Below are 13,765 nucleotides of genomic sequence, written 5' to 3'. Positions count from 1 at the left end.
GATCAGGGCAGGCGGCTCAGCCGTTCGGTCAACAGCTCGTAGAAGCCGGCGGCGTCGCCCGAGCGCAGATAGGTGACGTTCCTGGCGCGGCCGGTGACGCCCCAGTAATCGGCGACGGTCATCCCGACGGTCAACTCGCTGGTCGTCTCGATCACCACGTTGATGTGCCGGCCCTCGAACAGGTCGGGCTGCAGCATGTAGGCGACAACGCAGGGGTCATGCAGCGGGGCGCCGGTCGAGCCATACTTGTTGAGGTCGAAGCGCTCCGAGAAGCTCAGCATCTGATAGACGGCTTCGCCGGCCCGGTTGCCGAGCGCGCGGATCTTCTGCAGCCGCTCGGGGGTCGAGAGGATCATGTGGGTGACGTCGAGCGGCAGCATGGCGATGGAGACGCCGGAGCGCAGCACTATGTCGGCGGCGTCGGGATCGACATAGATGTTGAACTCGGCGGCCGGGGTGATGTTGCCGCCTTCGAAATAGCCGCCGCCCATCATGACGATTTCCTGGATGCGGCCGATGATGCGCGGCTCCTTGACCATCGCCATGGCGACATTGGTCAGCGGCCCCAGGGTGGCGAGCGTCACGGTGCCCGCTTCGTGAGCCATCAGCGTGTCGATGAGGAAATCGACGCCATGCTGATCCTCGATCTGCAGCTTGGGCAGCGGCAGGTCCGGGCCGTCGAGCCCGGTCTCGCCATGCACGTGTTCGGCCGTGACGAGGGTGCGGCGTAGGGGGCGCTCGCAGCCGGCGTAGACGGCGATGTCCTTGCGACCGGAGAGTTCGACGACCTTGAGCGCGTTGCGGGCGTTCTGCGCGAGGCTCACATTGCCCGCTACCGCGACGATGCCGAGGATCTCGAAGTCGTCCGGGGAGGCCAGCGCCATGAGGATGGCGACGGCGTCGTCCTGGCCCGGGTCGGTGTCGATAATGATCTTGCGTGCCATAGGTTTAGCGCGAGCCCCTGAGAAACTGATTCCGGCGGCATGTTAGTGGGTGGAACAACGCCCGTCGACGGCGGAACGGCCCGGTTGGCGGCGCGTTTACCTTGGCCGACAGAGGGAAAATCCTTGCGCAAGCCAATAGCGTCCCGGCCCCGCCAGGGGCTCATCAAAGATATCCAGCGGACCAATTTCGAGCGCGTGCTCGGCAACGCCGCGCAGTTCGCCATCGTGACGATGGGGGTGGTCGTCGCCTTTGTCGCGGTGCGCGAGGCGCAGGTGGTGCTGGCGCCGCTGTTTCTCGCCATCACGGTGGGCCTGATGTTCGGTCCGGTAGCCGACCTGCTCGAACAACGCGGCGTGCCCGAGGCGCTCTCGGCCGGCCTGGTGGTGCTGCTGTTCCTGGTCATCATTATCGTGGGCGGCGCGCTGTTCTATGGGCCGTTAAGCGAATGGGCGGACCGCGTCCCAATCGTATGGGAGCGCATCCAGTCGGAACTCGCCAACTGGCGGGAACCGATCGCGGCGATCGGGACGCTGCAGGAGCAGATCAAGGGCGTGCTCGGTGGCGGCGCGACGATGGAGGTGCGGGTCGAAGACGGCAACACGGTCACCGGCATTGCGATGCTGGCCCCGGCGATCCTGGCGCAGGTCGGCGTGTTCCTCGTTTCGCTCTACTTCTTCCTCGCTACCCGCGACAGTATCCGCGTCGCCACGCTGTCGCTCTGCGTCAGCCGCCGCATGCGCTGGCGCACCGCTCATGTGTTCCGCGACGTCGAGCAGAAGGTGTCGAAGTATCTCCTCACCATCTCGACGGTGAACCTGGGGGTCGGGGCGGTGGTGACGCTGATGACCTGGGCAGTGGGGCTGCCCTCGCCGCTGCTCTGGGGCGCCATGGCGGCGGTGCTCAACTACATTCCGTTCATCGGGCAGGCGTTCATGGCCCTCGTCCTGCTGCTCGTGGGGCTCGGCACCACCGGGGAGCTGGTCGGTGGCTTGCTGCCCATGGCGCTCTATTTCGGCATCAACTTCATCGAGGGCAATTTCGTCACTCCAAACCTCCTCGGCCGGACGATGACGATCAACCCGTTCATGATCTTTCTCTCCCTGACCTTCTGGATCTGGGCCTGGGGCCCGGTCGGCGGCCTGATCGCGGTGCCCTCGCTGCTGGTGCTCTATTCGCTGGTGACCCATATCCTGCCGACGAGCACAGTGGCGCCGCGAAAGACGCGCCGGTTGGTGGCACACAAGGCGAGCCGGGACGCCGAGATGGCCAAGCCGCAGGCAGCGCCGCCCGAGCCGCCGAAGGTCGGGACGCGGCGCACCCGCGCTGCGAAATCCGTCTCGGCTGTCTGACTCGGAGGGCCGGAGCGGCGCGGCAGTACCGGGTTTTCATCTGCGAGGTGCATTCCACCTCCCCAAAAAGCCAGCCTTGACGCTCCCCCAAGCAGGCCTCACGCTGAACCTCTTCCGATTTCCGATTGAGGTGAATGATGGCCGGTGAGGTAGTGGCGCATGCGGCAGAGGTGGCTTCGCATGGCGGGGTCGACCTCATGCAGGTCGTTGCGCTGCTCGGGGCCGGGGTCATCGCCGTACCGCTGTTCCGCCGGCTGGGGCTCGGCTCGGTGCTGGGTTACCTTGCCGCCGGGCTGGTCATCGGCCCGTTCGGGCTGAAGCTGGTCGGCGATCCGCAGGCAGTGCTGCACGCGGCCGAGTTGGGGGTGGTGCTGTTCCTGTTCATCGTCGGGCTGGAGATGGAGCCGGCCAAGCTCTGGGGGCTGCGCAAGGAGATATTCGGGCTCGGCATCCTGCAGGTCGGCCTGTGCGGGCTGCTGTTGACGCTGGCCGGCATCTTCCTGCTCGGCCTCGCGCCCGCCGTGGCGTTCGTTGCAGGCATGGGGTTCGTGCTGACCTCGACGGCCATCGTCATGCAGATTCTCTCCGAACGGGGGGAGCTGCAGACCCCGGCCGGGCAGAAGATCGTCTCGGTCCTCCTGCTCGAGGATCTTGCCATCGTGCCGCTGCTGGCGGTGGTGGCGCTGCTGTCGCCGGGCGTCGACACCGACGCGAGCATGATGCAGCGCTGGATCAGCGTCGGGGTCGCCGCCGCGTCGATCGTCACGGTGATCTTTGCCGGCCGCTGGGTGCTGAACCCGGTGTTCAAGATTCTCGCCGAATCCAAGGCGCGCGAAGTGATGACCGCGGCGGCGCTGCTGGTGGTGCTGGGCGCGGCGCTGATCATGGAAGCGGGCGGGCTCAGCATGGCGATGGGCGCCTTCATGGCCGGCGTGCTGCTCTCCACATCGACCTTCCGGCATCAGCTCGAGGCCGATGTCGAGCCGTTTCGCGGGCTGTTGCTGGGGTTGTTTTTCCTCGCGGTCGGCATGTCGCTCGATCTCGCGGTGGTGGCCGCCAACTGGCAGTTCATCGCCCTGTCGGTGGTGATCTACATGCTGCTCAAGGGCGGCGCGATCTACGGGTTGGCGCGTGTCCTCGGCACCGGCAATGCGCTGGCGCTGGAGCGCGCGGTGCTGATGGCACAGGGCGGCGAGTTCGCCTTCGTGCTGTTCACCACGGCAACGGCGGGCGGCCTCCTCACCGGCGAGCTCAATGCCATCTTCACCGCCACGGTGATCATCTCGATGGTGCTGACGCCGTTCTCGACCATGCTGCTCAAGCTGGTGCCCAAACCGGTGCAATCGCTGGCGGGCGTCGAAAAGCCGGAAGGGCTCACCGGCAATGTGCTGCTGATCGGCTTCGGCCGGTTCGGGCAGATCGCCAGCCAGCCGCTGATCGCCAAGGGCCAGCATTCGATCTCGATCATCGACAACGATGTCGAGATGATCGAGGTGGCGCAGACCTTCGGCTTCAAGATCTACTATGGCGACGGTACGCGGCTCGACATCCTGCATGCCGCCGGGGCAGGGACCGCCGACCTCGTCCTCGTCTGCGTCGACAAGAAGGAATCGGCGACCCGCATCGTCGAATTGGTGAAGTCGGAATTTCCGCTGGCCAAGGTGATGGCGCGCGCCTTCGACCGCGGCCATGCGCTCGAGCTGGTCAAGGCCGGCGCCGACTACCAGTTGCGCGAGGTGTTCGAGAGCGCGCTGGCCTTCGGCGCCGAAACCCTGCGCCAGCTCGATGTCGACATGGTCGAGGTCGGCGAAATCATCGAGGGCGTACGCGAACGCGATCGGCAACGCTTCGCGGCGCAGATGGTCGGCGGGCTGCAGGCGGGCAGGGACCTGCTCAGATCCAACGCCGAGGACCAGGCGCGCGAGAGCGGCACCGTCGCCGGCCCGTCGACGCCGATCATTGCGCCCGAGGAAGAGGCGAAGGCCTAGGGCGAGCGGCAACTGACCTCAATCGGGGGCTCTGTGATGCCCGCCGCCTTGTTTGACGCGCGATGCGATCGCTTCCCTCCCCCTTGTGGGGAGGGATTGAGGGAGGGGGTGGTGAAGTCAGCACCTCGCCCGCCTCACCACCCCCACCCCCAGCCCCTCCCCTCAAGGGGGAGGGGAGCCGTCGGCCGGTACAGGCGGAACGAGCAATAATCGTCTACAGTTTAGGCAGCGTGCCTTAGAACCGTTCTCAACGGGGCTTCACAGAGCAGTCATTCCATGCAAGCGTGGTGTTCTAGAGGGGAATACATCGCCATGCTGCTGGATTGCGACAATGCCGCAAAAGCCCCTCGTATTGGATGCTCCCGTTCCGGAACGGCGCGCGCTCACCACTGAAGCGCTGCAATCGGAGATTCTCGAAAAACTCACCTATTCGGTCGGCAAGGATCCGATCGTGGCGCGGCCGCATGACTGGCTGAAGGCGACGATCCTGACGGTGCGCGACCGGATCATCGACCAGTGGATGGAGTCGAGCCGCGAGACCTGGCGGACGTCCAACAAGCGGGTCTACTACCTCAGCCTCGAGTTCCTCATCGGTCGGCTGATGCGCGACGCGATGAGCAATATCGGGGTGATGGAGCCGGTGCGCGCCGCGCTCAAGAACTTCAATGTCGACCTGGGCGACCTGATCAATCTCGAGCCGGATGCGGCGCTCGGCAATGGCGGCCTCGGCCGGCTCGCCGCCTGCTTCATGGAGTCGATGGCGACCGTCGATATCCCGGCCTACGGCTACGGCATCCGCTACGTGCACGGGCTGTTCCGGCAGGAAATGAGCGAGGGGTGGCAGGTCGAACTGCCCGAGGACTGGCTGGCGCACGGCAACCCGTGGGAATTCGAGCGGCGCGAGTCGAGCTACGAGATCGGTTTCGGCGGGCATGTCGAGCCGGTGCAGGAGCCCGATGGCACGACCCGGCTCGAATGGCGTCCGGCCGAGCACCTGCTCGCCGTGGCGTTCGACACGCCGATCGTCGGCTGGCGCGGCAAGCGGGTGAACACGCTGCGGCTCTGGTCGGCGCAGCCGATCGATCCGATCCTGCTCGACAAGTTCAACGCCGGCGACCATATCGGTGCGCTCGAGGAAAGCTCGCGCGCCGCGGCGGTGACCCGGGTGCTCTATCCTGCCGACTCGACGCCCTCGGGGCAGGAACTGCGGCTCCGCCAGGAGTTCTTCTTCTCGTCCGCCTCGCTGCAGGACATCGTGCGTCGGCACATGCAGGCCTATGGCGATCTCGGCTCGCTGTCGGACAAGGTGGCGATCCAGCTCAACGACACGCACCCGGCGATCTCCATTGCCGAGCTGATGCGCATCCTGATCGACATTCACGGCATGCAGTTCGCGCCGGCCTGGAAGCTGACCAAGGCGACGTTCGGCTACACCAACCATACGCTGCTGCCCGAGGCGCTCGAGACCTGGCCGGTCGGGCTGCTCGAGCGCATGCTGCCCCGGCAGATGCAGATCATCTACGCCATCAATGCCGAAGTGCTCGGCGAGGCGCGCAAGTTGGGCGGCTTCACCGACACGCAGATCGCCAACCTGTCGCTGATCGACGAGCATGGCAGCCGCCGGGTGCGCATGGGGCAGCTGGCGTTTGTCGGCTCGCACTCGATCAACGGCGTTTCGGCGCTGCACTCGGAGCTGCTGAAGAAGACGCTGTTCGCCGATCTCGACCGGCTCTACCCGGACCGGATCAACAACAAGACCAATGGGGTGACGCCGCGGCGCTGGCTGCTGCAGTGCAATCCGGGTCTGACGCGGCTGATCAGCGAGCGGATCGGGCCGGAATTCCAGGACGATTTCTCGCTGCTCGCCAAGCTCGACCAGCATGCCGACGATCCGAGCTTCCAGGAGCAGTTCAAGGCGGTGAAGCGCGCCAACAAGGTGGCGCTGGCGCAGGTGATCAAGGATCGGCTGGGGATCGTGGTGTCGCCCGATGCCATGTTCGACGTGCAGGTCAAGCGCATCCACGAATACAAGCGCCAGCTGCTCAACGTCATCGAGGCGGTGGCGCAATACTCGATGATGCGCTCGCACCCGGAGAAGGACTGGGTCCCGCGCGTCAAGGTGTTCGCCGGCAAGGCGGCGCCGGGCTATTGGAACGCAAAGCTGATCATCAAGTTAATCAACGATGTGGCCAAGGTCATCAACAACGACCCGGCCGTGCGTGGTCTGCTGAAGGTGGTTTTCCTGCCCAACTACAACGTGTCGCTGGCAGAGACGATCATCCCCGCGGCGGATTTGTCTGAGCAGATCTCCACCGCCGGCATGGAAGCCTCGGGCACCGGTAACATGAAGTTCATGGCCAATGGCGCGCTCACCATCGGCACGCTCGACGGCGCCAATGTCGAGATGCTGGAGCAGGTGGGGCCGGAGAACATGGTGATCTTCGGGCTGACCGCCGACAAGGTGGCCGAAAAGCGCAGTCGCAGCGAGGTGCCGCGCTCGGCGATCGATGCCTCGCCAGCCCTGCGCGAGGCGCTGGAGGCGATCTCGTCGGGCGTGTTCTCGCCGGACGACCCGAACCGCTACCGCGACCTGATTGGCGGGCTCTACGATCATGACTGGTTCATGGTGGCGCGCGACTTCGATGCCTATGCGGCGGCGCAGCGGGATGTCGATGACCTCTGGAACAACCCTCGCAAATGGTATTCGATGGCGATCCGGAACACTGCTCACGTCAGCTGGTTCTCCTCGGACCGTACGATTTCGCAGTACGCCAGGGAGATCTGGGGTGTCCCGGTCGTCGGGGGTAGTGGGTCTTGACCAAGTCCAGGTGGCAGGCAACTGACAGCGACATCAAGGCGATTGTCGCAGGTCGCCATTCCGATCCGTTCGGTGTCCTCGGTCTGCACGAGGTCGACGGCGCCTGGGTGGCACGGACCTTCATTCCGCATGCGGAGTCGGTGTCGGCCCGCACCATGGACAACCGCATCCTCGGAGAGCTGGAGCCGCGGGGCGACGGCTTCTTCGAGGGTATCGTCAAGCTCAACAAGCTGCAGCCGGTGAACTACCACGCCCGCAACGAGGGCGGGGAATGGAACGTGCTCGACCCCTATAGTTTCGGGCCGGTGCTCGGGCCGATGGACGATTACTACATCGGCGAGGGTTCGCACCTGAGGCTGTTCGACAAGCTCGGCGCCCATGCCATGGAGTTCGAGGGCGTCAACGGCACGCATTTCGCCGTGTGGGCGCCCAACGCCAGGCGCGTCAGCGTGGTCGGACCGTTCAACGAATGGGACGGCCGGCGGCACCCGATGCGGGTGCGGATCAATACGGGCGTGTGGGAAGTGTTCGTGCCCAATGTCGGGCCGGGCGAGGTCTACAAATACGAGATCGTCGGGCCGGACGGGAAGTTGCGTCCGCTGAAGGCCGATCCGTTCGCACGTCAGTCGGAACTGAGGCCGAAGACCGCTTCGGTGGTCGCCGACCCCAGGCCGTTCGAATGGACCGACGCCAAGTACATGAAGGACCGCGCCAAGGTCGATTGGCGGCGCAAGCCGGTGTCGATCTACGAGGTGCATCTGGGCTCCTGGCGGCGGCGCGCGGACGGCGGCTTCATGAGCTACGAGCAACTGGCCGAGCAGTTGATCCCCTATGCGGCCGACAGCGGCTTCACCCATATCGAGCTGTTGCCGATCACCGAGCATCCGTTCGATCCGAGCTGGGGCTACCAGCCGACCGGGCTCTATGCGCCGACGGCGCGGTTCGGCGACCCCAGGGGGTTCGCGCATTTCGTCGACAAGGCGCATGCCGCGGGGCTCGGGGTGATCCTCGACTGGGTGCCGGCGCATTTCCCCACCGACGAGCACGGGCTCGCCCGTTTCGACGGTACGGCGCTCTACGAGCACCTCGATCCGCGCAAGGGCTACCACCCGGACTGGAACACCGCGATCTACAATTTCGGGCGCAAGGAAGTGGTCAGCTTCCTCGTCAACAACGCGCTCTACTGGCTGGAGGCGTTCCATCTCGACGGGCTGCGTGTCGATGCGGTGGCCTCGATGCTCTACCTCGACTACTCGCGCCAGCCGGGCCAGTGGATCCCCAACCAGTTCGGCGGCAACCACAATCTCGAGGCGGTGGATTTCCTCAAGCGGGTGAACACCGAAGCCTATCGGCTACACCCCGGCGTGATGATGATCGCCGAGGAATCGACCTCCTGGAGCGGCGTCAGCGCACCGGCCGACAAGGGTGGGCTGGGGTTCGGGTTCAAGTGGAACATGGGGTTCATGAACGATACCCTGCGCTACATGAGCCGCGACCCGGTGCATCGCAAGTATCACCATCACGACATGACGTTCGCGGCGCTCTACGGCTATTCGGAGAACTTCATCCTGCCGCTCAGCCACGACGAAGTGGTGCACGGCAAGGGCACGCTGCTCTCCAAGATGGGGGGCGACGACTGGGGACAGTTTGCGGGCCTGCGCGCCTATTACGGCTTCATGTGGGGTTGGCCCGGCAAGAAGCTGTTGTTCATGGGCCAGGAATTCGCGCAGCGCGAGGAATGGAACGAGGCCAAAGGGCTCGACTGGTGGCTGCTCGATGCGCCCGCACATGAGGGGATCCGGCGCCTGGTGACGGACCTCAACGCACTCTACCGCGAACTGCCGGCCCTCCATGCCCGTGACAACGAGCCCGAAGGCTTCGAGTGGCTGATCGGCAATGACCACAACAACTCGGTGTTTGCCTGGGCCCGCAAGGCACCCGGTGAGCATCCGGTAGTGGTGATTTCCAACATGACGCCGGCGCCGCGCGAAAACTATCGGGTGCCGATGCCCCTCGCCGGTCGGTGGGTGGAGCGGCTCAATACCGATGCCGGCTGGTATGGCGGCACCAACAAGGGAAACCAGGGCCGTGTGCTGGCCAAGGCGAGCGAGGTGGAGGGGCTCGGACCCTATGCCGATCTCTACCTGCCGCCGATGTCGACGCTGTATCTCAAATACGACCCGGCCTAGCCGGGGGAGTGACCGAATACGATCCCAAGGCAAATGGGACGTAGAAGTGCTTTGTGAGTTGCGCGTGACCGAGCCTGAGGATCACGCCACCTGGGGAGGGAAGCATGGCAGATTATCGGACACCATCGCCACTGGCGCGCGAGGCGATGGCGTATGTGCTGGCGGGTGGACGTGGGACCCGCCTGTTCGAGTTGACCGACCGGCGCGCCAAGCCGGCGGTGTATTTCGGCGGCAAGTCGCGCATCATCGATTTCGCGCTCAGTAACGCTCTGAACTCCGGCATCCGCCGCATCTCGGTGGCGACGCAGTATCAGGCGCATTCGCTGATCCGCCACCTGCAGCGCGGCTGGAACTTTCTCAGGACCGAGCGAAACGAGAGTTTCGATGTGCTGCCGGCCTCGCAGCGCGTGTCCGAGACGCAGTGGTACGAAGGCACCGCCGACGCCGTGTACCAGAACATGGACATCATCGAGGATTACGGCCCACGCTACATCGTGCTGCTGGCCGGCGACCACATCTACAAGATGGACTACGAAATCATGCTGCGGCAGCATGTGGACACCGGCGCCGACGTTACTATCGGCTGCCTCGAGGTGCCGCGCATGGAGGCTACCGGCTTCGGCGTGATGCACGTCGATGGGCGTGACCGCATCGTCGATTTCGTCGAAAAGCCGAAGGATCCGCCGGGCATCCCGGACAATCCGGATTACGCGCTGGCGTCGATGGGCATCTATGTGTTCGAGACGCGTTTCCTGATGGAGCAACTGCGCCGCGACGCCGCCACCGAGGGATCGTCACGCGATTTCGGCAAGGACATCATTCCTTATATCGTCAAAAACGGCTCGGCCTGGGCGCATCGCTTCCCGCGCTCCTGCGTCCGTTCGGCCAACGAGGACGTCGCCTACTGGCGCGACGTGGGTACGGTCGATGCCTATTGGAAGGCCAATATCGACCTGTGCGACGTGACCCCTCAACTCGACCTCTACGATCGTGACTGGCCGATCTGGACCTTTGCCGAGATCACCCCGCCGGCCAAGTTCGTGCACGATTTCGACGGCCGCCGCGGCTCGGCGGTGAACTCGCTGGTCTCGGGCGACTGCATCATCTCGGGCGGCGCGCTCGATCGCACGCTGCTGTCGACCGGCAGCCGGGTGCACTCGTATTCCGAACTGCACGAGGCGGTTGTGCTGCCCTACTGCACCATCGGGCGCGGAGCGCGTCTGAAGAAGGTGGTGGTGGATCGCGGCGTGCATGTGCCCGAGGGGCTGGTGGTCGGCGAGGATCCGGCGTTCGACGCGCAATGGTTCCGCCGCACGGCCGATGGGGTAACGCTGATCACCCAGCCGATGATCGACAAGTACCTGGCGAGCAAGTAACTGGCGGAGCAGATGATCGAAGTCCTGTCCGTCGCCTCGGAGGCCTACCCGTTGATCAAGACGGGGGGCCTCGCCGATGTGGTCGGCGCGCTGCCGGCGGCGCTGGCGCCGCATGGGGTTTCCATGCGTGTGCTGCTGCCCGGCTACCCCAAGGTGATGGCGGGCCTGGCCGACGGGCGGCAGGTGCTGTGGCTCGACGATTTCTTCGGCGGCACGGCGCGACTGGTGGCCGGTCGCGCCGGCGGGCTCGACGTCATCGCCATCGACGCGCCGCATCTCTACGACCGGCCGGGAAACCCCTATGTCGGCGCCGACGGCAAGGACTGGCCGGACAACTGGCAACGCTTTGCTGCGCTGAGCTTTGCCGCCTACGAGCTGTCGCGCGGCGCCATCGAGGGGTACAAGCCGGATATCCTGCACTGCCACGACTGGCAGTCGGGATTGGCGCCGGCCTATGTGGCCTTCAACGCTCCGACGCTGGTGAAGACGGTGATGACTGTCCACAACATCGCCTTCCAGGGGGTGTTCGGCTGGGACGTGTTCAACGGGTTGCGGCTCGACTACCAGGCGGCCAATACCGGCGCGATCGAGTATTTCGGCAATATCGGCTACCTCAAGGCCGGGTTGCAGGTGGCAGATGCGGTGACCACCGTCAGCCCGACCTACGCGCACGAGATGCGGACGGCGGCCTACGGCATGGGCCTCGAAGGGCTGCTGCAGAGCCGGGCCGATACGGTCAGCGGCATTCTCAACGGCATCGACGCCAACGAGTGGAACCCCGGCACCGATGCGGCGCTGGCGCAGGTCTACACCGCCAGCAATATCTTCGAGCGGGCCGCCAACAAACGGGCGCTCGAGCGGCGGTTCGGGCTCGAACCAGGCGACGGCCCGGTTTTTTCAGTGGTCAGCCGACTGACCTGGCAGAAGGGCCTCGACATGCTGCCCGGCCAAATCGACAGCCTCGCTGCGCATGGCGGGCGGCTGATAGTGCTCGGCTCGGGCGATGCGGAGATCGAGAACGGCTTTGCCGGCGCGGCGCTCAGGCATCCCGGCAAGGTCGGGGTGGTGATCGGCTACGATGAAAAGCTCAGCCACCTGATCCAGGGCGGCGCCGACGCCATCCTCATCCCGTCGCGCTTCGAGCCCTGCGGGCTGACCCAGCTCTACGGCCTGCGCTACGGCTGCATCCCGGTGGTGAGCCGGGTGGGCGGGCTCGCCGACACGGTAATCGATGCCAACGAGGCAGCGGTTGAGGCGGGGGTGGCGACCGGGGTAGTATTCTCGCCGGCCACCGAGGAGGCGCTTGGCGAAGCCATCCGCCGGACCATCGCGCTCTATGGGCGCCAGAAGGTGTGGCACAAAATGCAGCGCCGGGGGATGAAGTCGGACGTCTCCTGGGAACTCAGCGCCGAAAAATACGCCGACCTCTACGCGTCACTCCTGGGGCACAAACTCGATGACGATTCTGACGATTGAGACCAAGCCGTTTGCGGACCAGAAGCCCGGCACCTCCGGGCTGCGCAAGCGGGTGAACGTCTTCAGCCAGCCCAACTATGTCGAGAACTTCGTGCAGTCGATCTTCGACAGCCTCGAGGGCATCAAGGGCAAGACACTGGTGCTGGGCGGCGACGGCCGCTTTTACAACGACGTCGCCATCCAGAAGATCATCAAGATCGCCTCGGCCAACGGGTTCGGCGCAGTGCTGGTGGGGCAGGGCGGGATCCTCTCCACCCCGGCGGCCAGTCACGTGATCCGCCACCACAAGGCGTTCGGCGGGCTGATCCTCTCGGCCAGCCATAATCCGGGGGGACCGGATGGCGATTTCGGCATCAAGTACAATGTCTCCAATGGCGGGCCGGCGCCCGAAAAGATCACCGATGCGGTGTTCGCGCGGAGCAAGGAGATCGACCGCTACCTGATCGTCGACGCGCCCGATGTCGACCTCAGCCGCATCGGCACGCAGCATTCGGCCGGCATGGTGGTCGAGGTGATCGACCCGGTCGCCGACTATGCGGCGCTGATGGAGACGTTGTTCGACTTCGACAAGATCCGCGCCATGTTCGCTGCGGGCTTCACCATGCGCTTCGACGCCATGCACGCGGTCACCGGGCCCTATGCGCACAAGATCCTGGAAGGCATTCTCGGGGCGCCCCAGGGTACGGTGGTCAACGGCACGCCTTCGCCGGATTTCGGCGGCGGGCATCCCGACCCCAACCTGGTCTATGCCAAGGAGCTCTACGACCTGATGATGAGCCCGGACGCCCCGGATTTTGGCGCCGCGTCGGACGGCGATGGCGATCGCAACCTCATCATCGGCCGCAACCGCTTCGTCACCCCGTCGGATTCGCTCGCCATTCTTGCCGCCAATGCACCGCATGCACCCGGCTATGCCGCCGGTATCGCCGGCATTGCCCGCTCGATGCCGACCAGCGCGGCGGCCGACCGCGTGGCGGAAAAGCTCGGCATCGAGATGCATGAGACCCCCACCGGCTGGAAGTTCTTCGGCAACCTGCTCGATGCCGGCCGGGTCACCATCTGCGGCGAGGAATCGGCCGGCACCGGCTCCAACCATGTGCGCGAGAAGGACGGCCTGTGGGCCGTGCTGCTGTGGCTCAATGTGCTCGCGGCGCGTCAGCAGAGCGTCGACATGATCGTCGCGGATCACTGGGCGACCTATGGCCGCAACTACTACACCCGGCACGACTACGAAGAGGTCGATGCGACGGCCGCCAATGGGCTGATGGACGACCTCCGGGCCAAGCTTCCCGGGCTGGTCGGGCAGTCGCTGGAAGGCCGGCCGGTGGCCTATGCTGACGACTTCACCTACCACGACCCGGTGGATGGCTCGAGCAGCGCCAAGCAGGGCATCCGGATCGGCTTCGCCGACGGCAGCCGCATCGTGGTGCGGCTCAGTGGAACCGGGACGGTCGGCGCCACGTTGCGCTTATACCTCGAACGGTATGAGCCCCCGCATGGACAGCACGATCTCGACACTCAGTCGGCCCTCGCTCCCCTCATTTCCATCGCCGACAGCGTTGCAGGCCTCAGGGCTCGCACCGGCCGCGACGCGCCCAGCGTTATCACTTGAAGGCCCGGTAAC

General features: G+C 65.3%; 8 protein-coding genes. 7 read left to right on the top strand and 1 reads right to left on the bottom strand.

From position 1 onward, the window contains the following. Nucleotides 1–2: 2 nt before the first annotated feature. The gene (locus tag APS40_RS00780; RefSeq protein WP_055045248.1) at nucleotides 3–944 is read right to left on the bottom strand and encodes a nucleoside hydrolase; all 942 of its coding nucleotides are present in this window, start codon (nucleotides 942–944) and stop codon (nucleotides 3–5) included. Between the two features lie 123 nt (nucleotides 945–1,067). Between APS40_RS00780 and APS40_RS00775 the strand changes: the two genes are divergently transcribed. From APS40_RS00775 to APS40_RS00745, 7 genes are all read left to right on the top strand, one after another. Next, nucleotides 1,068–2,294, top strand: coding sequence for an AI-2E family transporter (locus APS40_RS00775; RefSeq protein WP_055045247.1), 1,227 nt, complete (start codon nucleotides 1,068–1,070; stop codon nucleotides 2,292–2,294). Nucleotides 2,295–2,431: 137 nt separating this feature from the next. Continuing rightward, nucleotides 2,432–4,282 (top strand): monovalent cation:proton antiporter-2 (CPA2) family protein, encoded by a 1,851-nt coding sequence (locus tag APS40_RS00770; protein WP_055045246.1) that lies wholly within the window; start codon nucleotides 2,432–2,434, stop codon nucleotides 4,280–4,282. Nucleotides 4,283–4,613: 331 nt separating this feature from the next. Next, nucleotides 4,614–7,100 (top strand): glycogen/starch/alpha-glucan phosphorylase, encoded by a 2,487-nt coding sequence (locus APS40_RS00765; protein ID WP_055045245.1) that lies wholly within the window; start codon nucleotides 4,614–4,616, stop codon nucleotides 7,098–7,100. Next, complete coding sequence (gene glgB, locus APS40_RS00760) at nucleotides 7,097–9,289, top strand: 1,4-alpha-glucan branching protein GlgB (RefSeq protein WP_055045244.1); 2,193 nt, start codon at nucleotides 7,097–7,099, stop codon at nucleotides 9,287–9,289. The genes APS40_RS00765 and glgB overlap by 4 nt, the downstream gene beginning before the upstream one ends. Nucleotides 9,290–9,393: 104 nt before the next feature. Beyond that, nucleotides 9,394–10,665, top strand: a complete 1,272-nt coding sequence (gene glgC, locus APS40_RS00755; protein ID WP_055045243.1) for a glucose-1-phosphate adenylyltransferase — start codon at nucleotides 9,394–9,396, stop codon at nucleotides 10,663–10,665. Between the two features lie 15 nt (nucleotides 10,666–10,680). After that, nucleotides 10,681–12,141 (top strand): glycogen synthase GlgA, encoded by a 1,461-nt coding sequence (gene glgA, locus APS40_RS00750; RefSeq protein ID WP_197279495.1) that lies wholly within the window; start codon nucleotides 10,681–10,683, stop codon nucleotides 12,139–12,141. Beyond that, complete coding sequence (locus tag APS40_RS00745; RefSeq protein ID WP_055045241.1) at nucleotides 12,122–13,753, top strand: alpha-D-glucose phosphate-specific phosphoglucomutase; 1,632 nt, start codon at nucleotides 12,122–12,124, stop codon at nucleotides 13,751–13,753. The genes glgA and APS40_RS00745 overlap by 20 nt, the downstream gene beginning before the upstream one ends. Nucleotides 13,754–13,765: the final 12 nt, after the last annotated feature.

This window comes from Devosia sp. A16, assembly GCF_001402915.1.
In the GTDB taxonomy this organism is placed as follows: domain Bacteria; phylum Pseudomonadota; class Alphaproteobacteria; order Rhizobiales; family Devosiaceae; genus Devosia_A.
The sequence above is the reverse complement of the archived record's forward strand: the minus strand, read 5'-3'. Positions and strand labels throughout refer to the sequence as shown.

Excerpts from the sequence above, each read along its gene's own strand:
- APS40_RS00765 (WP_055045245.1), top strand. The coding sequence starts at position 4,614 with ATGCCGCAAAAGCCCCTCGTATTGGATGCTCCCGTTCCGGAACGGCGC.
- APS40_RS00770 (WP_055045246.1), top strand. The coding sequence starts at position 2,432 with ATGGCCGGTGAGGTAGTGGCGCATGCGGCAGAGGTGGCTTCGCATGGC.
- glgC (WP_055045243.1), top strand. The coding sequence starts at position 9,394 with ATGGCAGATTATCGGACACCATCGCCACTGGCGCGCGAGGCGATGGCG.
- APS40_RS00745 (WP_055045241.1), top strand. The coding sequence starts at position 12,122 with ATGACGATTCTGACGATTGAGACCAAGCCGTTTGCGGACCAGAAGCCC.
- APS40_RS00780 (WP_055045248.1), bottom strand. The coding sequence starts at position 944 with ATGGCACGCAAGATCATTATCGACACCGACCCGGGCCAGGACGACGCC.